At 45.2% G+C, this 22,769-nt stretch carries 22 protein-coding genes and 1 pseudogene; 1 reads left to right on the forward strand and 22 read right to left on the reverse strand.

The window, feature by feature from the left end; all coding sequences use genetic code 11:
- Positions 1-43: 43 nt before the first annotated feature.
- The 3 genes from GGQ95_RS13200 to GGQ95_RS13210 all read right to left on the reverse strand — a co-directional run bounded on the left by GGQ95_RS13200 (position 44) and on the right by GGQ95_RS13210 (position 5,388).
- Positions 44-1,066 (reverse strand): glycosyltransferase family 2 protein, encoded by a 1,023-nt coding sequence (locus GGQ95_RS13200; protein WP_159719922.1) that lies wholly within the window; start codon positions 1,064-1,066, stop codon positions 44-46.
- Positions 1,067-1,079: 13 nt separating this feature from the next.
- Positions 1,080-2,747 (reverse strand): DUF6044 family protein, encoded by a 1,668-nt coding sequence (locus GGQ95_RS13205; protein WP_066148678.1) that lies wholly within the window; start codon positions 2,745-2,747, stop codon positions 1,080-1,082.
- Positions 2,748-3,054: 307 nt separating this feature from the next.
- Positions 3,055-5,388: an FdhF/YdeP family oxidoreductase gene (locus GGQ95_RS13210; protein WP_183186931.1), complete on the reverse strand. Its 2,334-nt coding sequence runs from the start codon at positions 5,386-5,388 to the stop codon at positions 3,055-3,057.
- Between the two features lie 468 nt (positions 5,389-5,856).
- Between GGQ95_RS13210 and fdhD the strand changes: the two genes are divergently transcribed.
- Positions 5,857-6,600, forward strand: coding sequence for a formate dehydrogenase accessory sulfurtransferase FdhD (gene fdhD, locus GGQ95_RS13215; RefSeq protein WP_221212109.1), 744 nt, complete (start codon positions 5,857-5,859; stop codon positions 6,598-6,600).
- Positions 6,601-6,980: 380 nt separating this feature from the next.
- Here the strand turns inward: fdhD and GGQ95_RS13220 are convergent, their stop codons facing one another.
- The 19 genes and pseudogenes from GGQ95_RS13220 to GGQ95_RS13305 all read right to left on the reverse strand — a co-directional run bounded on the left by GGQ95_RS13220 (position 6,981) and on the right by GGQ95_RS13305 (position 22,548).
- Positions 6,981-7,736 (reverse strand): LamB/YcsF family protein, encoded by a 756-nt coding sequence (locus tag GGQ95_RS13220; RefSeq protein WP_044746457.1) that lies wholly within the window; start codon positions 7,734-7,736, stop codon positions 6,981-6,983.
- Positions 7,711-8,703, reverse strand: a complete 993-nt coding sequence (locus GGQ95_RS13225) for a 5-oxoprolinase subunit C family protein (protein WP_183186932.1) — start codon at positions 8,701-8,703, stop codon at positions 7,711-7,713. Before GGQ95_RS13225 ends, GGQ95_RS13220 begins: the two co-directional genes overlap by 26 nt.
- Positions 8,684-9,385, reverse strand: coding sequence for a 5-oxoprolinase subunit PxpB (pxpB, locus tag GGQ95_RS13230; protein ID WP_183186933.1), 702 nt, complete (start codon positions 9,383-9,385; stop codon positions 8,684-8,686). Before pxpB ends, GGQ95_RS13225 begins: the two co-directional genes overlap by 20 nt.
- Positions 9,385-10,917 (reverse strand): bifunctional ADP-dependent NAD(P)H-hydrate dehydratase/NAD(P)H-hydrate epimerase, encoded by a 1,533-nt coding sequence (locus tag GGQ95_RS13235; protein WP_066148669.1) that lies wholly within the window; start codon positions 10,915-10,917, stop codon positions 9,385-9,387. Before GGQ95_RS13235 ends, pxpB begins: the two co-directional genes overlap by 1 nt.
- Positions 10,918-11,251: 334 nt before the next feature.
- Positions 11,252-12,313 carry a C40 family peptidase gene (locus GGQ95_RS13240; protein WP_183186934.1) on the reverse strand — a complete coding sequence of 354 codons (1,062 nt, stop codon included), beginning with the start codon at positions 12,311-12,313 and terminating at the stop codon, positions 11,252-11,254.
- Positions 12,314-12,704: 391 nt separating this feature from the next.
- Entirely contained in the window at positions 12,705-12,947 is a 243-nt protein-coding gene (locus GGQ95_RS18360; RefSeq protein WP_244963741.1) for a hypothetical protein, read from the reverse strand.
- Positions 12,948-12,987: 40 nt separating this feature from the next.
- Positions 12,988-13,110 carry a hypothetical protein gene (locus tag GGQ95_RS18615; RefSeq protein ID WP_255458133.1) on the reverse strand — a complete coding sequence of 41 codons (123 nt, stop codon included), beginning with the start codon at positions 13,108-13,110 and terminating at the stop codon, positions 12,988-12,990.
- A gap of 24 nt (positions 13,111-13,134) precedes the next feature.
- A complete protein-coding gene (locus GGQ95_RS13255) occupies positions 13,135-13,524 on the reverse strand; it encodes a thiol-disulfide oxidoreductase DCC family protein (protein WP_159719928.1) in 390 nt (129 codons plus the stop codon).
- A gap of 60 nt (positions 13,525-13,584) precedes the next feature.
- Entirely contained in the window at positions 13,585-14,163 is a 579-nt protein-coding gene (locus GGQ95_RS13260; RefSeq protein ID WP_159719929.1) for a hypothetical protein, read from the reverse strand.
- 17 nt (positions 14,164-14,180) lie between these two features.
- Positions 14,181-14,708, reverse strand: coding sequence for a YdbC family protein (locus GGQ95_RS13265; RefSeq protein ID WP_159719930.1), 528 nt, complete (start codon positions 14,706-14,708; stop codon positions 14,181-14,183).
- Complete coding sequence (locus GGQ95_RS13270) at positions 14,689-15,240, reverse strand: GrpB family protein (RefSeq protein ID WP_080862732.1); 552 nt, start codon at positions 15,238-15,240, stop codon at positions 14,689-14,691. Before GGQ95_RS13270 ends, GGQ95_RS13265 begins: the two co-directional genes overlap by 20 nt.
- Positions 15,241-15,260: 20 nt before the next feature.
- Positions 15,261-15,656: a hypothetical protein gene (locus GGQ95_RS13275; protein ID WP_231734626.1), complete on the reverse strand. Its 396-nt coding sequence runs from the start codon at positions 15,654-15,656 to the stop codon at positions 15,261-15,263.
- 221 nt (positions 15,657-15,877) lie between these two features.
- Positions 15,878-16,816: an alpha/beta hydrolase gene (locus GGQ95_RS13280; RefSeq protein ID WP_159719931.1), complete on the reverse strand. Its 939-nt coding sequence runs from the start codon at positions 16,814-16,816 to the stop codon at positions 15,878-15,880.
- 662 nt (positions 16,817-17,478) lie between these two features.
- Complete coding sequence (locus GGQ95_RS13285) at positions 17,479-18,039, reverse strand: aminoglycoside 6-adenylyltransferase (RefSeq protein WP_183186978.1); 561 nt, start codon at positions 18,037-18,039, stop codon at positions 17,479-17,481.
- A gap of 205 nt (positions 18,040-18,244) precedes the next feature.
- A complete protein-coding gene (locus GGQ95_RS13290; protein WP_080862730.1) occupies positions 18,245-18,400 on the reverse strand; it encodes a DUF1540 domain-containing protein in 156 nt (51 codons plus the stop codon).
- Positions 18,401-18,687: 287 nt separating this feature from the next.
- Positions 18,688-18,875 (reverse strand): annotated as a pseudogene (locus GGQ95_RS18365) (GNAT family N-acetyltransferase); the annotation flags it as partial.
- A gap of 112 nt (positions 18,876-18,987) precedes the next feature.
- On the reverse strand, positions 18,988-20,658 hold the full coding sequence (locus GGQ95_RS13295; RefSeq protein WP_066148644.1) for an acyl-CoA dehydrogenase family protein: 1,671 nt from the start codon (positions 20,656-20,658) through the stop codon (positions 18,988-18,990).
- Complete coding sequence (locus GGQ95_RS13300) at positions 20,636-22,165, reverse strand: class I adenylate-forming enzyme family protein (protein ID WP_080862729.1); 1,530 nt, start codon at positions 22,163-22,165, stop codon at positions 20,636-20,638. Before GGQ95_RS13300 ends, GGQ95_RS13295 begins: the two co-directional genes overlap by 23 nt.
- Positions 22,162-22,548 (reverse strand): MerR family transcriptional regulator, encoded by a 387-nt coding sequence (locus GGQ95_RS13305; protein ID WP_066148640.1) that lies wholly within the window; start codon positions 22,546-22,548, stop codon positions 22,162-22,164. The genes GGQ95_RS13300 and GGQ95_RS13305 overlap by 4 nt, the downstream gene beginning before the upstream one ends.
- Positions 22,549-22,769 lie beyond the last annotated feature (221 nt).

The following is a 22,769-nucleotide window of genomic DNA, read 5'->3' on the forward strand; positions in this document are numbered from 1 at the left end:
AAGCACAGTCTACCCCTTCTCGCCCGAGAATGCAAGCAAAAAATTATGTGCTCCCTCCCGGCAATGATTCCGTTCTTCTTGGCTCTTCATGAAACGAGGAAGATCGCGGCAATGGCAAATTAAATAAATCTAAATCCACAATATAACGAGGGCGCCGTTTCGTTTCTTTATAAATCTTTCCGATGTATTCACCGATTAGCCCAAAAGCAATCAGCTGCAATCCTCCAAGCAGCCAAATCGATGTAATCAACGATGTCCATCCCGTTTGTGTGTGACCGGTCCATTTTAAAAACAGGAAGTAAGCACCAAATAACAGGCTGACAAAAAAAGAAACCAACCCGATCATGGAAATAAAACGAATAGGTGTCACACTAAATGACGTAATACCGTCAAGAGCAAAGGAAATCATTTTTTTTAGCGGATATTTTGTTTCACCGGCAAGTCGTTCCTTTCGATCATAATAAACAACAGTTGAACGAAATCCAAGCAATGGAACAATTCCTCGCAAAAATAAATTGGCTTCTTCAAATCGTTCCAGCTCTTCAACCGCCCGCCTGCTCATCAAGCGGTAATCGGCATGATTATATATAAGGTGAACGCCCATCGCCTTCATCATTCTATAAAATCCCTGTGCTGTATGACGCTTGAAAAACGTATCTGTATCGCGGCGGTTGCGAACCCCGTATACAATCTCATACCCTTCATGAAATTTTTGTACAAACTGGCGGATGACCGACACATCATCCTGTAGATCGGCGTCAATGGAAATGATACAATCTGAGCGAGTTTTTGCGGAAAACAAACCAGCTAATAACGCATTTTGATGGCCGGCATTATGGGCAAGCTTGACCCCTTTGACCTCCGGATAATGCAAACTCGCTTTGTAAATGATCGTCCATGTTGCATCTCGGCTTCCATCATCGACAAATAGTAAAGCACTATATTCGGAAATAAGCCGCTCCCTGACAAGCTGCTCGCGCAGTTCGCGCAGCTGCCGAATCGTTTCCGGAAGCACTTCTTCTTCGTTGTAGCAAGGTACAACAATCGTTAATACAGGTTCGCTCATGATGCTCTCCTCCCTATGATGCTAGTTTGTATAAATAAATCGTCCATGCGGATTCCTTGGAATGAAACACTTTCTCAAGCCGTAGCTGATTTTGGGCTGCGTTTTCGATCGGAAGCGCCGAAAAAATATAACGGCCGCCCATCTTGCGGAATACATCGGTATTCAGCTCTAAATGTTGAATTTTCTTCTTTGAATTCTTTTTAAACATGTAGTGCTTGCCAAGCTCATCGACAAATAAATAGCAACGGCCGCCCCACTTATCGAAATACTTGCGCAGCGTCTGGTTTTTTGCTAGCTCAGGAGCAATGATTTGCCGAAATTGATGTTTATATTCAAGCGGATAAAAATTGTTGTACGTATCCAGCGTATAAAAGCCGTTATATTGAGCAATGGCCGGATGAATGCCGATGCTGGCAACGCGGTATGTATCAACGGGCCGCGCGATATAACGTTTAATTTCCGCGAATTGTTTTTCAGCGTAGAACTGGCGAAACGACGGCTTATTTTGATACATAATTTCTTCGTTAAATATAGCTAAAATAAAAAGCTGCAGCGCAAGCGCCAGCCATACAACATTTTTCCATGCTTTAGCATGCTGCCATATGATTCGCAATGAAAGAGCAAACAATACGTAAATCACCATAGGTCGCAAGAAGTGATAGCGGGCAAAATTAAACTTATTAAGAAGATCAAACCGTTCTGTAAGTGGCAGCCACCCTCGATAAAACCAAAACGCATACCACAGGGAAAGGGCAAAGTTAAGCACATGGAGAAATAAAAACAGCTTTTCTTGCCGCCATTTCTTCCTTTTTCCCACAAAATACAAGGCGAAAAGCGTGATTGGTAAAATCACGAGTCCGTGCACGGTCATGACATGCGTATGACCAAGAATATAATTTTTAAATGTCAAACGAACCGCACGCCAAAAAGAAAGATCAGCATGAAAATATTCATCGCGGCTTGTTGGCTCTTCGGAAAATAGAAGTGAATGAACAAGCCGATAATCAACGGCTAAATATAACACAGTCATATAGATGATGGCGGCCAAAAAGCGCAGATTCCATCTTTTATACCTCAATGCATCCACAAGCCACCAAATGCCCAGAGCACTGAGGAAAAAGAAGAAACCAAGTACAAGACCAGAGTATAGCGGCAATAGTGTAAGCACGAGATAATCCACCCACGACCGCCTGCCAGCGCGAATATTTAAAAACGCCCAAAGTGCCAGCGGCATACCAAGCGTGCTTAACATTCCGGACGGCCAAAATGGTGTTAATGCAAAAGCAAGTGCTACACCAATGCGAATCCATGCCCATTCTTTCTCCCTCATAACATGCGTTTTCAGCAATAAGTACATTCCGATAAAAGCAAATACCCTTGTAATCAGCTGGCTGAGTCCATAAGCATAAATCGATGGAAATAACGCATGGAGCCATACGATTCCACTAAATTCTGTTCCAAAGGCATTTCGCGGCAGACCGTTAATGATTTGCGGAATGACCGCCCCCACCGGCCCAAACAGCTGACCGCTGTTGGCGAGCACCTTGTACCAAGCGATGTTGGAATCTAAATTATCATGTACTCGCATATGCGCATTCTCGCCTAAAATAAAATAAGGCGATACAAACAAAGCGATCACAAGGAATGAGAAGAGCAAAAGTCGCTTTTCTGTTATCGTCATTTCTTCTCCTCCTCTTGTCTGATCATGTTATTTTTATCTTTTAACAAAAAGAGGAAATTATACAGAAAAAAATTGCATGTATAGCAAAAACGTGCGGCTCGATCGTCTCTATACTATGGACACAACTCTATGAGCCGCCTTTGTTCTCAAGAAGCACCATGCATATCAAGTGTGGTCTAAGTCGATACAACCCCTTTCATCGTTGCGTCCTGCCTCTCTTTTGCTGAACCCCTAACATTTTGGCGCTTGATGCCCCCATAAAAAACAGCGCCATTCCCTCTTATTTGGAATGGCGCTTTCGCAAACGTTATTCTACATTTAATTCGAGCTCTTCCATCCGTTTTTCTGCATAGTTTTGATCCTTTTGCGCATGATAATGCTCCGCTTTTTCAACGATGGCCACCGTATTGTATTCCGGAATGTGCGCGTACGTTTCATACACTCCTTTTGGAATGAGCACATTTCCCTCCGGCCAATAGACGGCGATATTGCCGCGTTTGACGTCCGCGTATTTGGCGCGCCCTTGCATCATGCCATGCCGGTTGTACACAACGATCGGTTCGCCGTCGCGAATATGGAGCGATTTGGCGTCTTCTTCGTTCAGCAAAATATCATAACGGTCGGCGTTATTAAACGGATCTTTCTCGCTATAGACCATCGAGTTGAACTGCTTGCCCCGCCTTGTTGTGACAAAAAAGCTGCCTTCCGTCTTGCGCAGCTCCGGCAATTCGATCGGAATAAGGTTTCCGCGGCCGTCCGGTGTCGGGCATATGCCGCCTTCACAAAGCCACGCGCCGCCCCATTGAAACACATCGCCTTTTTTCCGTAAATGTTGAATGCCGTCGTAGTTTCGGTTGGCCACCGCGATTTCGTCGCGGATTTGCTGGGCGTTTTGAAACTCGATGAGATGCTTTTGTTCCGGCTTGACTCTAGAGGCGAGATCAACATAAATTTCCCATTCCGCGCGCGCTTCCTCAATGCGTGGGCCGTCAATTTCCGGGCTGAAATAGACCATCCGCTCTGTGCTGGTCGAGGTACCGCCACCCGGCTGCTCGTATCGCGTCATCGCTGGTAAAATAATCACCTCTTCCTTCGCATCTAAGAGCGTTGAAGTATTGAAAATAATATCTTGATGCACGCGCAGCTCCAACTGTTCAAGCGCCTGGCGAACGAAATCAGGATTCGGCATCGTCTCAAGAAAATTGCCGCCGCTCGTATACATCAGCTTCATTTTTCGTTCATGACCATCTGGAAGCAAGATGTTTTCAATCGTTTGTCCGATTGTGTCCCCTTGCCAGCGAGGAATCGGAAAGCCCCATATTTGTTCAAGACGGGTAATATTTTCCTCATCAAATTCGCCGCCCGGAAGAACAAATGGGTCAGCCCCCATTTCCCCCGAACCTTGCACGCCGCTATGGCCGCGAATCGGCATGACGCCGCAATGCTCGCGTCCGATAAACCCGCGAAGCAAGGCAAGGTTAACGACTTGTGACACATTATCCGTACCGAACCGGTGCTGAGTCAATCCCATGCTCCAAACAAATACAGCTGACTTGGCATTAGCCAGTAATCTAGCAAACTCATACATTCGTTCCTTTGAAAGCCCCGATGACTGCTCAAGCGTCTGCCAATCATATTTCGCGACATGCGAACGCAGCTCGTCAACACCGTTCGTGTGTTTGGAGACAAACTCCCAATTAATTGCATCCTCCATCTCAAACCAATGCTTGATAACTCCATTTATAAAGGCGATATCTCCGCCAATATGGACTTGATAAAAATCATCTGCGATTTTTGTTCCGAATAAAGCGCTTTCCCAAATGGACGGAATCCAGTAGTTTTCCATAGCCGGCTCACGGTACGGATTCACAACGATGATTTTCGTGCCTGCTTTTTTCGCAGCGTACATATATTTCGTCGATACCGGCTGGTTGTTGGCAGCCACAGATCCCCAAAAGACAAGAACATCTGTGCCGATCCAATCTTTATAGCTGCAGCTTGATGCACCGATTCCAAGTGAACGCTTTAACGCTGTTTTGCTTGGTGAATGACAAATGCGTGAAGCATTATCGATGTTGTTTGTTCCTAAAAAGCGCGCTACCTTGGCGGCAGTGTAATACACTTCATTCGTAATGCCGCGCGCTGTCAAATAAAAAGCGATCTGTTTCGGATCAAGTGAGCGGATTTTTCGGGCAATCCGTTCAAGCGCTTCATTCCAACTAATTCTTGTAAACTTTTTTTCTCCTGGTTTTCGTGACAGTGGATAGGGAATGCGGCCAAGCTTGCGCAGCTCTGTACTGTCCATTTTGCGCAGCTCCTCCACATCTTCCAGCCATTTTGGGTCCATTGCTGGCATCGTATTTAGACGAAGTACGTTTAAACGAGTCGTACAAAGATGCGGACCTGTCAATGTTTGATCATGAAGTCCGGATACACCGAGCGCACAACCATCGCATACTCCCTGCGTTAAAATGCGGTAGGCATAAGCAAGCTGGTCTTTGTTTTCCAGCATCACTTTTAAAGTATCACGGAGATGATGAGGCTTTATCTTTCCAACTCCCATCGGCAAAAGGCTCGCCCAAAGCGAGGGTTGGGGACGCTGATTCAGTTTGATTGGGCCGGTGTGTTTCGTTTTGCCCATCTTCGCTCCTCCTTTTTATTGGTCATCCTATTTTCGAAACATTCCTACATTTTTATGGTATTATTATATTATATCATCCCTTCTTATTTCCTCAATCAATATGCAGCTGATCCTTTGAGCATGATCAATAAAAAGGAGAGGATGAATGGTATAAATCAGCGATCCTGATCCGACCAGTCAAACAAGAAAAACATCACTTCATTGAATAGAGTAAATCAAAGGAGAATTCGATGGTTTCGACAGTCGCAGGCAAGTTCTTGACTTGTTTCTCATGCCTGCCCACGGAAGGAAGAAAGATGGGCACATTCCATTGGAGTTCTATCACCACACAAGAGGACATCTCTAAAAGGAAAAGGGTGAAAGATTCACCCGGCTTTATATACGCCTAATAGCTTCGGGGTTATATATGAAAAGAAGGTGAAAAGGGTGAAATCGAATATAACGACTGCCAAGCAAATCTATAAATATATGGAGGGAGAACTTCACGAGCAAGAGGACGCCATTGTTCTTGAACAGCCATTGACCATTATCGTGAATGGAGAGGAGTTTGCCACGCTCGTTTGTTCGCCAGAGCACCTTGATGAGCTTGTTCTCGGCTTCCTTGCTTCTGAAGGAGTGATTCGTTTCCACGATGATATTCACCAACTATCCATTGACGAAGAGCGAGGGTTTGCCTATGTTGATCTGTCCGTACCTCTAGCCCCAGCTTCTTCTTTTTCCAAACGGTTCATCGGCTCATGCTGTGGAAAAAGCCGACAGTTTTATTTATTAAATGATGTAAAAACAGCAAAAACGATTACAACCTCCACACGCATCCGCGTTGAGCAATGCTTCGCTCTTATGAATACATTGCAAAATGAAAGCACGGTTTTTCGCCATACAGGAGGAGTGCATAATGCAGCCTTATGCAATGAAGAAGGGATGATCATCGCCCGCTCTGATATCGGTCGTCACAATGCTCTTGATAAAATTTATGGCTATTGTTTGCGCCATGCGATTCCGATGCGTGACAAGCTCGTCGCTTTCAGCGGCCGCGTATCTTCGGAAATATTGCTGAAGGCATCGAAAATGGGGGCAGGAATCGTACTTTCAAAATCGGCCCCGACCGATTTAGCGTTACAGCTTGCCGATGACTTGCACATGACCGTTGTCGGCTTTATTCGCGGAACAACCCTCAATATATACACCCATCCGGAACGGATTATTGTATAACAACCGGCTTCTGTTCGTTTGAAACGAATCTAAAGAAAAAGTTCGGCTGTTACGACCGAGCTTTTTCTTTGTAACAAACAAATGAAAGCCAAATACTAGCAGCCATAAGAACGGTGTGAAAAAATGGTGTAACGAAATGATGAAACTACGATTGATGAAAGGTGACTTCCATCATGTTCTATGATGCATTGTCCCACCTCTTTCTGAATCCAAACGTTGCTCAAAGCTTATAAGTAAAGGAATGGTTTCTATATCCTCCGCCATTCGCTAGCGGCCTTGCCACATCGCTTTTGCGCTTCCTTTGCCGCGAGAATCCGGACGAACGGACAGACAGAAAAATATATTTACCGTGAATGACGCCGGAATATATCACGTTTTCGTTATCCAATCGCTTGGATTTCAATCATTGCACCATGCAACGCTTGAACTAACCGCTTCGCAAACGAAACGGCTTGACTCCCGTCACCGTGAACACACACCGTTTCTGCCACAATCTCCACATCAGTACCTGCAAGCGAACGAACACAGCGTTCGCGCACCATTTTCACCACTTGACGCACCGCATCCTCTTCGTTCGTAATCAAGGCCCGTGGATGACTTCTTGGAGTGAGTGAGCCATCTTCTTGATAGGTCCGGTCGGCAAACACTTCATTTGCCGTTCTCAAACCAAACCGTTTGCCGGCACGAATCAGTTCGCTTCCGCTAAGCCCATATAAAACGAGCGACGAATCCACATCCCGCACCGCTTGAGCGATCGCTTCCGCCAATTCTGCATCTTTCGCCGCCATATTATACAAGGCGCCGTGCGGCTTGACATGAGAAAGCCGGCCTCCTTCCGCCTTGACAAATGCCGACAGCGCTCCAATTTGATAAACAACGTAGGCATACGCCTCCTCAAAAGTGACATGCATATGGCGGCGTCCAAAGCCAAGCAAATCAGGAAAACCAGGATGTGCACCGATCGCCACTCCCTTTTCAAGCGCCATCTGCACAGTTTTCCTCATGACAACCGGATCGCCGGCATGAAATCCGCATGCTATATTAACGGATGTGACATAGTGCAATATTTCGTTTTCGCCAAGCTCATATATACCAAAACCTTCACCAAAATCACAATTTAAATCGATTTGCGCCATTTATCTCCCTCCATTTTTGGCGGATGATCGCTCTTGAGTACATCATCTCACGCTCGCGCTGGATGTATAATCGCTGCGCTTCCTGCCAAGATGATGGTTGAAAGCGAATGCGATCGCCGGGGCGCGCTTGTGCTAAAATTGGCAAATCGACAGCTAATACTTGAGCGATACGCGGGTAGCCGCCGGTTGTTTGCCGATCCGCCATTAACACAATTGGATCGCCGGACGCGGGCACTTGTACGGTTCCAAACGTCACCGCTTCTGAAACGATCTCTTGGTCCACACTTCTCTGCAACTTTTGACCTCGCAGCCGGTAGCCCATCCGATCAGACTGTGTCGTGACTTCATATACTTCGGTAAAAAAATGTTCAATGCTTTCTTTTGTAAACGTGTGGAAGTCTGGTCCTTCTACGGCACGAATCACTTTTTCTTGACTGTTGATATATTGACGTATAGAAAAAGCGATTCCCCATGAAGGCTGCCATTCTGGCAAACAAGGAGCTGGCCGCAGCGAAAGCTCATCATCTTTTTGCAAAGGGCGGCCATAAAAGCCGCCGATAGCGGCTTTCGTGTAGGTTGAACGGCTATTCATCAGCAGCGGAACATGCAATCCTCCAGAAACAGCGACATATCCCCGATAGCCTATCCGACAGGCGCCAATGGCAAGTATATCGCCCGGCTGTACCATAAACGGCTGCCACAGCGGTACGGACTGATCGTTCAGTTTGCCAGAAAATTCGCCGCCGCAAATAGCGACAACCGTTCCTATTTCAAAACGCAGGGTCGGACCCAGCATGGTTATTTCTAACACGGCTTCATTTGCTTCGTTTCCGACTAAAAAATTAGCAAGGCGGCTCGCAAAATCATCCATAACGCCGCTGACTGGCACACCGTCTTTTTGAACCCCCCATCTCCCCAAATCTTGTACAGTTGTGAAAAAGCCTCCATCAAGAACAAAAATCCCCATTATTTTTCCACATCCTATATTCTTTCTCCGTCATCGGATGAAACTGCACAACATCTCCAGCTTGCAACAAGCTAGGAGGCTGCCGCTCTGCACAGAATAAAGACAGTGGAGTTTTCCCGATAATTTGCCATCCCCCCGGTGTAGCAAGCGGATATACTCCCGTCTGGCGGTCGGCAATACCGACAGATCCCTCCGGGACAAGCAAGCGTGGAACAGCGCGGCGCGGGGTGGCAAGCTGCGATGGCAGCCCTCCCAAATACGCAAATCCTGGAGCAAACCCAATCATATATACTTTATATGTTCCTGCCGAATGAAGACGAATCACCTCTTCCTCCGTTATGCCATGATACTGCGCTACTTCTAGCAAATCAGGTCCGAACTCTCCCCCATAACAAACCGGGATTACAACCGTGCGTCCTGCTAAAGCTGAAGCCGCTCTCTCCATTCCTTCCACTTTCTCGCTGATGTCTCGGCTTGCTTGTTCATATGTCCCAAGCACAAGCGGATTGTAATAGACCGTAACCGATGAAAAGGCAGGGACGATATCTATGATCCCTTCCATCGCTTCACAACGGAGCAAACGAGTTAGTTTTTGAACGCGCTCATGTGCTTCGTCGCTGATCTCATTCGAAAAGCGAATCGTCAATGCATTCTCGCTTAATGGAAACATCGTATATCTCATCATTTTTTCCCTTTACATAACGAAGATAGGACGTTTGGAATGGCGCTGATTACATCGGTCGCCAGCACATCGAATGGCGAATGCTTCGTTTTCACTAAAAAATCAGCTGCTTTTCCATGCACCCAAACCGCATTGCTGATCGCCGCTTCAAGCGAACGATGCTGCATCAAAAACGCAAGAATCATTCCTGTAAGCGCATCGCCGCTTCCCCCTTTGGCCAGAGCCGGATTCCCCGTCGTATTGATATACTGCTTTCCATCAGGGGTAGCGACAATCGTATAAGGCCCTTTTAAGACGACGTAGATCCCATAGTCAATGGCCATTTGTCTGCTTACTTGAAAGCGGTCATTTTCCACCTCGCGAATCGATAGGCCAAGCATGCGCGCCATTTCTCCTGGATGTGGGGTCACGATCGTGGGGCTTGTTCGTTTTTTCAAAAAACGAGCGTAGTCGCTCCAAAAAAATAAGGCATCGGCATCAAGAACAACTGGCACTTCTTGGGCAAGAGCCGCTTGAACGATCGGTTTCGTTCCTTCCAGCCTTCCCATCCCCGGCCCTATAGCGATGGCATCCATATCCAAATGGATCAAATCGATCTCTCCAGCAAAGCCGCCATTTTTCGCTGAACAAGGATGATACATCGCTTCAAGCACGCCGCTAGCCACCACAGGATAAATCGTTTCAGGAATGGCCAGCGTCAAAAGTCCCGCCCCGCTCCGTAAAGCCGCCTTTGCTGCCATCATAACGGCGCCGGTCATCCTTTGAGAGCCTCCAATAATCAATCCCTTACCATGCACTCCTTTATGTGAGGCGCGCTTTCTTTCTGGGAGCGTGCGGATGACGTCCTCTTTCATCCATACTTTACGGAAAGCCGCATGGTGCTCCGATGAACGCGGAGGGATCCCGATATCAACCACTACTAATTCACCGTAATAATCAGCGCTTGGAAATGTATAAGCGCTCAGTTTTGGATATTGTATCGTAATCGTCATATCTGCATAAACAGCCGCTCCTATCTCTCCACCGTCAGCCGGAACACCGCTTGGAACATCAATAGCATATACAACTGCGTCATGATGATGGTTCATCGCATCGATGATTTCTTTATAAGGCGATTGGACTGGCCCTTTCACACCGATTCCGAGCAGCGCATCAATCAAAACGTGATAGCTCAGCATTTGCTGAAAAAATAACGGCTCATTTCCGATAAAGCTTTTCACCTCATAACCGCAATTTTCATAGATTTCAAGCGCTTTTTTGGCTGCTCCTTTTATTCTTTCTTTTGGGGGAATAAGCCATAAATCAACGGTATAGCCCCAGCTTTTCAACACTCTTGCCATAATAAAGCCATCCCCTCCGTTATTGCCCGCACCTGCTAACACAGCAATACGCTGAAACGGAGAAATGCGCTCAAGCAGTACTCTAGCAGCGGCTTGTCCGGCATTTTCCATCAATGCTTCTTCACTGATTCCTATATGCTCGATCGTATAGCGGTCAATGGCATACATTTCAGCTGCTGTTACCACACGCATGATCGTTCGCCCTCCTTCTCCAACGATTCACTATGAAATTCCTCTTCCCCATACGTTGTGAAAATCTCCTCAATAAACATGTTAAATGATTCTCCGTTTAACCGAAAAACCCTTTTGTAAAGCAGACGGGTTTTTCGGTTTGAAATTAAAAAAGCTTCAAGGGCCAACCCTTGAAGCTTCTTCTTTTTATATGAGGTTCTGAGCTGAGATTCTGATACTAGTAAATGCATTTCAAAGCGTTTGACTTTTCTCTTTTATCACTTTTCCATTCATTAATTAGGAGGAAACTTGAAGATGAAACAAAGCCGTTTCAACTAATAAATGTTTAAATAGATTAGTTGAGAACGCGTACAGCCTTTACAAAACGCTCTTGCCAATAGGCCATATTGATTGATACATACGTGACACCTTTTGAAGTGGTGGCATTGAGCATTTGCCCGCCGCCTGCATAAATGCCGACATGGTTGATCGTTCCATTGAAGTCTGTATCAAAGAACAACAGATCTCCTTTTTGAAGCTGGCTGATCGAGATCGGAGTCCCTACTTGCGCCTGCGCCGATGAACTGCGTGGCAGAGCAATTCCTGCTTCACTAAATACTCTCATGGTAAAAGAAGAGCAATCAAACGCATCGGTGCGGGATGGACTAGCACCATATAAATATTTGGCTCCTAAATACTTTTCGCCGATTTGAATAATTTTATCAGCTAAAGAGAGAGTCGTTGGTTTTGTGTTGTTTTGCACCGGATCAGCAGAAACTTTTTCGTCTGAATAAGAGACCTTTTGCGGCTGTTCATTTTTCGCTGTGCTGGAAGACACTGCTTGGTTTTGTTCGGCAACACCGACTGGCTGTCCTGCCACCTTAATGGACTGGCCAGCTCGAATCAGATTAGGATTAGCAATCTGCGGATTTAACGCAAGCAACGAGCGAATGGTAGTTTGAAACTTTGCCGCAATGCCAGAAAGTGTGTCTCCTTCCTTTACAATATAATAGCCATTCGCAGAGGACGGCACAGTAGATTGGGTAGATGATGATACCTGTTTTACTAAATAAACAATTTGACCCTCCTTAATAAAATTCGGATCAGAAATTCCTGGATTCATTTGCAATAATGAATCTACCGTTATATGAAATTGATTAGCAATCTCGCTCAATGTATCGCCTTTTTTCACTACATATGTATCTTCTTTCTCACTCACTTTTAATGTTTGGCCAGGAAAAATAAGATCAGAAGTTAAACCGTTCATTTGCATTAATGTTTCAACCGTCGTATGATACTGGTTCGATATGTTCCAAAGCGTATCGCCTTTTTGAACTGTGTAACTGCTAGCAAAAGCTGTTTGTCCTGCTAATAAAGACATGATCAGTGTCCCTGTAAAAATCGCCGTTTTTTTCATGTTGCTCCTCCCGATGTATTGATAGTCTCCGTTTCTACGAACATGGATCATTATATTAAAAGAAAATGGCGAATCAATGACAAAAAGAATAAAAAGCAGTTACAAATCTATTACGATTCCATTACAAGCCTTTTGTCTTTGATTCTCCCTAATTCTATCAATCGCCTATCTCCTTTGCCGGAATATCGCCGAAAACTCTATTTTCATACGGCGATCGCTGGAACACTTGATGCAAAACAAACAGAAAAATGTCGACCCTCCGTTCGAGAAAAGTAATGGATGGACTGGCGATTTCGATCGTGATCGTTTCTATAATAAAACGAAACTTCGGGAAGCGCCGGCCGTCATTCGCTCGTGAATCACGCTCCAATTTTTCATGAAATGCTAGCCGTCAGAATGCTCCACCTTCATTCGTTTCTTCATGAAAAATGAGCCGCTCCCAAAAACAATCAAATGCACCAACCAATTTTTTGACTTCGGGAAGATGATAAAATGTTGCTGTTGTTTCCGAATGATAGATGTCTTCATCAGTTGAATACATATAAACGCGCTTGCCTGATGCAAGCGCAATGCCTAATTCAACATGGCTCCCCTTCCTGGCCGGAAGCGACATAATAAAAAAATCGGCCGCCATCACCTCTCGCACCTCTTTTTGCCCTATTTGTTAAAGCTGTTCAATGGCTGTCGGACGCTCGTTTTTTGTCATATGTCTGTGTAAAACCGTTTACGATCAATCTCCGGGCGCAGAGGCGAACCACTTCTTTATTAGCGAAGCTTGAGGCAATATAAAATTTCATTGATTCCTCCTTATCCATGTATCCTTATGGCAAAAATCGCCTTCGCACGTCCTCTGTTGGAATCAAACACTGATCGGTCGTCCCAAACCATTGATAACGGTTTTTGGCGATCCAATCATAGAGAAGATCGCGAAGCGGACGTGGAATAAGAACGAATACATATAGACACTTCCACCATCCGCGCAAATGCTTGCATATCTTTAACGCCGCGCTTGACTTCGTATAATAAGTGTTTCCGTCAATCAATATCAAGCTATCAATCTGGCTAGGCACTCGATCGTCTTCCAATAGCGCTTGTCCCGCTTCGCTCTGCAATGAGTCAAACCGAAAATAAGCGTGCGGGTCTCTTTCAATAATCAATCGAACGCTTGCATGGCAAAAGCTGCAAGCGCCATCAAACAGAATGATTTTCATTTCATCCCCTCTCCAATGCTTGATGCACCAGCATATAGATTCCCCTAAAAGGCAGCATTTTCATCGATCTTCTGTTGAGGCACGATCCAGATTAAACAATTTAACAAACAAAACAAAGACAAAAAGAAAAAAAATGACTCCGCCCCATACCATCCTACCGGAATGGTAACGCCAAGAGGTTTTTATATAGCGTTCCGCCATATGCAAGAACGGTTCAGGAATCGGTTCGCTGCGCTTTTCCGCATATGATAAATGCTGAACCGTCCATCCCCCTAAAGCAGGCTCCCATCCTCTTTTCCCTTGCTTCAGCCATACTTCAACCACATCACCAACCGCGACACTTAATGGAACGCTCCCCAGTTCATCCTGTATCCACGAGGGCCTATAAACATAATATACGATCACTTCGGAAAAGGATTGCTCTTGGGGAGCTTTGATCAGCTGCTTGACTGACAGTGCCATGCGGCGAATTTGTGACGGATGATCGGCCTCGTTTGTTTGATCTTGATATAACCGATCCGAGATGACGACGCCGATCAGGTGTACCGGAGCTTTTTCCTTCGCTTTCGTTATTTCACTAGGTGCAGGAGAAGCACAAATGCGCGCCGGAAAAAGCAGCAGGCACAACCCAAAAACCAAAAGCCCTCTTCTTCACTTCATGTTTCTTCCCCCTCCATAAAACGAAACGTAGTCCATGACTCTTCAATTGCCACGGTCGTCCCATCACTATCCGTCAGCGGCATAGCAGGGACGATAAGCAAGCGACGATGATCATGCAGATGTTGAAACCAAATAAATTCTTCTGCACTACACGAACCGGACAATGGTTCGCAGCGCTCCCATACATGCAGCACATTGCTTTTACGCAGCATTTCCATAATAGAGAAAGTATCGTCATTGGGTGATGCTTTCATATATAAGTCAACCGCAAGACGATGATAGGTGCCACGCTGGTTGTTTTTCGCCATGATTTCATCGTGATCCCGCTTCATAAATGCCTCGTAGGCGGAATGATTTTCCCAGAACGAAAAAATATAGGCCTCGTTCGCATCGTTTACATTCCAACCACCTATTTGCTGGAGAAAGCCGGAAATCGCCTTTAATTCCTGCCATTGCTCTTGTGCGAACGAAAACCTCCGCTTTTGCTCCGGAAAGACACCGCATTTAATCCATTTCAGCAGCACTCGATTTCCCCTTTCTTCGCTTGCGATACCATGCTAGCGCTTCTTGTTCCGCTTTTTTGATAAACGGATCCTTTCCTTCTATGTACGATCCAATATCCAAAGGGAATTGTTGCGCTAGCATTTGTTTCAGCTTGCTATATTCCTTAGCTTGATCGGAGTGAGCGACCATATATTCTTTAAACGCCAAATGCCGCTCGATATGTTCGCTCCCCTTTTGAAACACATGAACGTGATGCGTCCGCTCTTCTCCTCCTTTGCGAAAAAATCTCCGCTTCGCAATCCCGTGTTCCCCCAATGCTTCATAACCAAGCTCAGCCATTTGCTTATTAAAACGATCGACTTCGTCAAGATTGTGGACCTCGACCATGATATCAATGATGGGCTTGGCGCGCATTCCAGGGACCGAGGTGCTTCCGATATGGTAGATTTCAACGCACCCGTTTTGAAAGACGTCTTTCATTTTGTCTGCTTCACAACGAAACTGCTCCGCCCATTGTTCGGAAAATGGAACGACTTCGACTTTTCGCGCCATCCATCATCACCTTTTTTCTTTTAGACATTTCGGCTCCTCATGACCTTTATGCCAAATCGCAGACAATCCCGACAAATCAACGCAAAGGGCCCCTGTACGAGCGGCTCTTTGTGCTGAAGGCAGAAGGAGCATCGTTGTTTTATTTCTCGCGCAAATACATGCTGGCTTTTTTCTTCGCTTAGCGCTTTTATATTTTCATACACGCAGTTTAAAAATGTTTCATCAATATACTCCAATCCCCTCTTTAGCTTCATCGCCATCAGCTTGCAAGCAACAGCCATTCCTTCATAAAATCTTCGATTCTCTATATCTTTGCTGTTGCCGGCCTGATTTCCTATCTCTGTCGCAAACTCTTCCAATTCCTCGATCATTCCTTCAACATCCTGACTAGTAAACCATTTTCTTCGATTGCTCACAAACATCCCCTCCTCATACAAATGGCTACGTAGATGTTAATACTACATAAAGGTAAATTATTCCTTTAAAAAAGATACTGATCCAAGAATTTTTGCCAAATAAAAACGACCAGTTTTCGAATATTTACAATGGAGGGCTGTCGACATGCCAGGACATCGAAAAATGCTTGAGATCGCTTTGCAACTAGAATCCCGTTCCATAAATCCTTCGTTCAACGTCATCATTCTGCCTTTTGTACTTTTTCTAAAAACTGAAGCACCTTTTGAATATAATCGTCTTTGTACATCGCAAAGCTTTTCACATGCTTGGCCTTTTCAGTGAGCCAAATTTCAAAAACATCGCGATGTTTATTATACATGCTTACACTTTCCTTGTATGGAATCGACGGATCATCTTTACTGTGGATAAATAAGACGGGACGCGGTGCTATCTGATCCACTGCTTTTATAGGGATTGATTCCGCCGGATTTAAATCTGTCAACATAGGAATAAGCGTTATAATTAAGTAAGTAAATGGGACGTTGGGCAAATGGGTCCATACAGGCATATAAGTGCGCAAATAGCCTTCTAAATCACTAAATGGACTGTCAGCAATCACCGCTTTTACATCTTTATCCATTCCCGCAGCTAAAATGGAGGTGGCAGCTCCCATCGACACACCATAAAGCGCGACCGGCTCAGAATAATGATGTTTTGCATAATCAATCACACCAAGCAAGTCGTATTTTTCCTTTGCGCCAATCGTAGTCATATCGCCTTCTGATTCACCGCTTGCTCGAAAATCAAACATCATAACGCGGTATCCTTCCGCCGCTAGCGATTGAGCCAACGGCAAAAAAGGAACATTGGGCTCGTAGCGGTTGCCGCCGTAGCCATGCGAAAAAATAATCGTCATCCGAGCCTGTTTGGTCGGTTCTATAATCCATCCTTTCAACTTAAGCCCGTCGTCTTTGCTGATAAAGGTGGCATCTTGATAGGCAAGTCCATAATCTTTTGGTGTTTCTAAAATCGGTTTTCGTTCTTTATGCGTTAAATTCCATCCAACATAGACGGAAATCGCCACACATGCGACGATCGCAACAAGCAATACACTAGCGAGCGAGATCGCAATTCTCTTTTTTGTCCTTGCCTTTCTCTCAAGCTGCATTGGCAAATTCATCGTTGTCACCTCTTTATCTATATTTTGAAACGAAAGAGAGGGAAGCAAAGCAGCATCTGTCTCTTTTATCGCGAAACCGGTTGATGAAACCTTTGATATTTGCACGGAAGCTCCTATTCGTTCAATAATAAACTGAATATTCAGACTTATTGACAGACAAAATAAGAAACGTGCGCTGCACTATGAATTGTCCATATTCGCAGTCAAGAACACTTGGCTGCTTAATGCAAGCGGCTCGCATCGTTATGACCCGCTCTTCTTGCCTTATCTTCTTTTTCCCATTATATCGAAATCTCCTGTTTCCATAAAGGAAATTTTCAAGCCGCTCTTTTTTTATAAAAACACAACCGTTGCCTCCATTCAGCCAATATTCCAAAAGAATGTCTGGTGACCAGCAAGTAGGCGGGCAACTCTCGACTAGACAGTACACAATATTCCAAAAGAATGTCTGGTGACCAGTGTTCGTGGTCCATTATTTTACTAAAAAGCAACGAATGCTATGGACAAATATAAGCTTATATACATGAAAAGACGTTCATAACAGCTTCCGCCTCTTAACAGAGCGGGGGAATAGGCTCAGAAATGGAATGTCCAGTAAAAACCACGGCCAGAAGGTCAGTCTTTAGACCTGGCCCCCGACCGTGGAAAAACAGTCCAACAGGTTAACATCTATCTAACCGCCTTACTTGTAACAAATACTCTCTGATCTTTTCTTCCACTTTGCTAGGATATGTATAGCCTAATGACTGGCCAACTTTCGCGCTTAACTTTGTAAACAAATCGGCCATGCCAAAAAGAGCCGTCCAGTTATCCTCTATGTTGCTTCCGACAAATGTCGACTCAAGCTCGATCCACGTTTCTTCATCTAGATATCTTTTAAACCATCGGCCATGCTTGTTCGGATTCACCTTCCAATCATACTGAACACCTATATACCATTCCACCATTTTCTGTAAATAATGAAATCGGCTTACAGAATCAAGCATAAACTTGGCAAAGTATAATTCATCGCGCCATAGTCCTTTAGCAACATAAGTCGTATCCCACCAAAAATCATTGATAAGCTCCAGATACTCTTCTTCTGTCGGCTTTTGTGTCAAAAATGCTGAATAAGTTGGAGTTTTTAGCTTCTGAGTCAACTGATCTTTATCAAGTAAAATTTGATAACCGTTTTGAGCTATATATTTTGTCCGTGTCCGACTCCATCCGTCATTTTTCGTTATTCATCAGCGGATCAAAGTTTTTTATCAATGAATATGTAGCAGCAAAACATATGCCGAGTACAAAAAATCCCACTTCCTTGAAAGCACAGATAGCGAGTAAAAATCTCCAATAAATGATAAAAGAAACGCTTGATAATGATTATCATTCATGTTAGAATAAATGCGGGAGGAAGGAATGACAGACCTCCTTACCTCCCTGTCTCCATTACTTAGCTTCGAATGTTTTGCAATCTGTTTCTGCAGAGCTTTGTGCTTTTTCATGGGAACTATGAGAAATGATGTAGATTTTGTCAGCTTGGCATTGATTGCCGTCACCCCAATGGCGGCAAGTGTTCACTTCACAGAGCACATCTTTGGCCATGTCTGATCACCTCCTTTTTGGAATAGCATGGCAAAACTTAGAGGTTGATTCTAGATTGATTTGTTGCTTGTCCCCCTTTTGGAGTAAGGGGCTTTTTTTGTGTCTCACTTCTACTATATAATAGATTCTATGTAACTGCAAGCTATTGAAAGAATCCCACCGCAGTCCATTCCTATTCATGCTTTTCAAATTGCTCCATAATCTCTGATTTTCCGGAAAATCGGATCGAAGCAGGATCTCGGCGAATGATCTCAGTCCATCTGCATCAAACGCGGCTGGAGCATACAGAATATCATAAAAACGCCATAAAACGGCCCGAAGCGCACCTTGTTCGTCAAAGTCTCCCCATAATTCTTGGAAATCCTGCTAATAACCAAAAGCCACGATATCATCAATGATAAAAAGATTGATAGAAGCTTCTTGCGCTAAAAAGAAAAACAGCGGAATGATCTCTTTTGGTCAATCTCCGAATCATATGACTCCCCTGTCTCCATCGATCGATGTCGATAAAATTAGCAAAAAAGCGCTCTCTTCAATCTTTCCATAAAAAAATAAAAGCTGGCATACGCCAGCTTCTTTTGATCCTCTTATACTCTCATCTTCTTATTTTTATTTACTAGCAAATCGAAACAATTGACCGCAAGCATCTCATAATCCAGTAAATGCTGAGGCCAAATGTGCTGCAAAAAGAGGCGGGCCATCATTTCGCTTCGTTCGCTTTCCGAAGCGTTTTTCAATGCCGTCACGCTTAAATAAAGATCGCACAAACGATTGGCTATTTTTTTCGCATGGTATGTTTGCGCATGTTCCGGCATCGCTTGCAGCCTTGGCAATGACTCCATCAGCTCATCCAATCCGCTTTCCACCGGCTTCGCCAACGGGCGAAGATGTCCGGGAAGCGCCGCCAACTGCTCGCGCATCTTGTCGTTAAAGCGTTCCTCAATGCGATGCTTTCGGATGAGCCGCAATACTTCCAAGCTCAAAATATTAGCGGTGCCTTCCCAAACCGTCAGCACTTGTGCGTCACGAAGAAGCCTTGGAGTGACAAAATCTTCGATATAACCATTGCCGCCGTGCATCTCAATCGCTTCGTGTGCAAAAGCGATCGCCTCTTCAGCGGTGCGCATTTTCAAAATGGCAATCAATAGCCGATTCCACGCTTTTTCTGCTTCCGTTGCCTGCTCTGGCGCTTGCATAATGCGATCAAATAATGCAATCAGCTCAAAACAAGCACTTGTCTGTACTTCTTGGCGCGCCGTCAAGTGAGCCAACGTTTCTCTCACCATCGGGTACGAGGTCAATGTTTGCCCAAAAGCCGATCGTTCCTCTGCATACTGTACCGCTTCATCAAGCGCCCGCTTCATAATGCCGATGGAAGCAACCGCATTGCAGACACGCGATAAATTGAGCGCTTCCATCATGTAATAAAAGCCTTTTGTTGGATCGCCCACAACATAAGCTTTCGCACCGTCAAACACCACTTCCGCTGATGGAACGGCCCGCACCCCAAGCTTATCTTTCAATCGGCGAATTTGAATGCCATTGAGCGATCCATCGTCCGTGCGCCACGGCACAAGAAACAAGCTAAGTCCTTTTGTTCCCGGTCCGCTGCCCTCGATGCGCGCTAATACCATGGCTACGCCGCACATGCCAGCATTGCTCGCAAAGTATTTTTCACCATAAATTTTATAATGATCGCCGCAAGGAACCGCCTTCACCTCATTCGCTCCAACATCCGATCCTCCTTGCCGCTCTGTCAAAAAGGTGGCTCCCTCATATCGTTCGACTTCTCCTGTTGAAATGACATGTGGCAAATATTTATTTTTCAGCTCTTGATCCGCAAAATGCTCCAATAAATAGGCCGTTGCCATTGTCAACGTGACCGGGCAATAAAAACCTGGCTCTACCTGTGATAACAAATAACCTTGCGCGTAAGAGTAAATATAGTTACCTTTTCGGCCAAGCTCTGGAATAGTTTTATGAACATAGCCGACGATTCCAGATTCATATGTTTGCTTTACCGTCTGACGGTAGCCTTCGTTGACCCACACCTCCGATACATCATTTCCAAAGCGATCATATTTGATCAACCTCGGCTGCCCTTCACGATCGGTATGGACGGCCCTTTTATCAAATTCCGTCATACAAAGCTGCCAAAACTTCTCCAGCTCTTTCTCTGCATAGCCATATAACTCTGGATCTAAATATTTTTTTAAATTCTCCAGTAAATTTGGATCAGCTTCGCGCAGCTGCTTCATCGCCCATCCCCCTTAAGACTTGCTTTAATATTTTTCCCGTCGCATTGCGCGGCAGTTCATCAATCTGTTCATATAAGCGCGGAATTTTATAATCAGCAAGCTTCCCTGATAGAAAGCGTTTACAACGATCTGCGAGTGAATCGATCGGTTTTGCCCCAACAATAAAAGCCTTTACCGTTTCTCCCCATTCCGGATGCGGCACCCCAACAACAGCGACATCTATAATGTCGGGATGGGTTCGCAACACGTCTTCCACTTCCTTCGGATAGACATTGACACCACCGGAAATAATCATATCTTTTTTACGGTCCACAATCCAAATATAGCCGTCCTCATCACGACGGGCCAAATCTCCCGTATAAAGCCAGCCGTTTTTTAATGTTTCTCCTGTTTTTTCTTCGTCTTTATAGTATCTTTTCATCGTTCCTTCGCCAGCGAGCGCAATTTCTCCAATTTCGCCCGCTGGCACTTCACGCCCCTGCTCATCGACAATTTTCACTTCGCAGTTGAGCGCAGCGAATTTGCCGACGCTGCCCGCTTTGTGAGCATGTTCCTCTGGCGACAAGTACGTGCCGTTCGGACCGGCTTCTGTTAAGCCGTATAAGCACATGAGGCGGTCGGTGCGAAACTGTTTGGCGACCAATCGCACTTCTTCAGCTGACAGCGGCGCTCCGCCATATGTCCAATATTGAACGGAAGAGAGATCATGCTGATGAAGGAGCGGGTGCTTAGCCGCAAGCAGATAAGCGACAGGGGCTCCGAAAAAGTGGGTAATGCGGTGCTGTTCGACAAGCTGAAACAATGCTTCTGGGGAAAACGAAGGTGATAATATATGGGTGGCCCCAACATACATGCCGCCAATAAAAAATAAATGAAGCGGAGCGGAGTGACTGAGCGGCATCATATGCAACAAGCGGCTGTCTTTATCCATTTTCGTTTCTAGCGCCATCATGACAGCGACAGATAAAATATTGCGGTACGTAAATAAGACGCCTTTGGGCCTCCCTGTCGTGCCCGATGTATATAAAATCGTCGCTTCATCGTCTTCTTGAAGCGGGCAGGCAATCGAATTCGCGCTGCCATCATGAATGAGCTGCGCGAGCGACCGCCAGCCGTCTTTCGCCTCGCCGGTTTTGATCCATAGAAGATCGAAATCGCCAGCAAGCGGCGCCAGCGCTTCATAAATCCAATCATGGGCGATGACCGCTTTCGCTTCGCTATGCTCGACAATATAGCGCACTTCTTCAGCCGTCAGCCGGGCGTTGACCGGAACGGCAATCGCACCGAGGCGCAAAACCGCAAAGTAGGCATACACAAATTCTTTCGTGTTTGGCATATACAAAACGACTTTATCCTCTCGCTTCAGCCCGAGCCTTTGCAGCGACGAAGCGAGGCGATTGACCGTCTCATCCACTTGCCTGTATGAAAGAACCGCGTCTCCATCAATGATCGCGATTTTTTCCGGAAATTTGCGCGCATTTCGCGCCAAGAGTTCAGAAATGTTCATTCACTTCCCTCCAATTCTTCTAATCTTGTTTTAAAGTCTTCTAAAATCGTTTCCATTTCATGTTTCAGCTGCAGCCAATCATCGATCCGCTCTTTCACCTCCTTCAGCTTCTGCTCACCATATTCAATCGTTTTTTCAAGCTGCTTCCGTCCGGTGCGATCTTTGTCAAAAAGCGAAATCATTTCATGAATTTCCTCAAGCGAGAAGCCAAACCGCTTGCCGCGCAAAATAAGCTTTAACACAGCCCGATCCTTTTTCGTGTACAAGCGCTGGCCCGACTCGGTGCGGATCGGTACAATGAGCCCGCGCTCTTCATAATAACGAATCGTCCGCGTGCTGATGTCAAATTCCTGCGACAATTGGGAGATGGTATAGAAATTCATCGAGTTCACCTATATTTTTATTTTTCTGAATTTTATTTTAATTTACGTTAACGTAAAAGTCAATCATTAGATTCGTCTCCCAATCATCGATTTTCCTTAGACCACATGTGCATAGAATCGCGACATTTCATCCATTAATGACGATTTATTTTAACGTATCCACTGACAAACTTTTCGCTTTTTAAAACTATAGTATTGAACAATCTTCTCTGCGCATTTCT

It is taken from the genome of Anoxybacteroides rupiense (assembly GCF_014196195.1).
Lineage (GTDB): Bacteria > Bacillota > Bacilli > Bacillales > Anoxybacillaceae > Anoxybacteroides > Anoxybacteroides rupiense.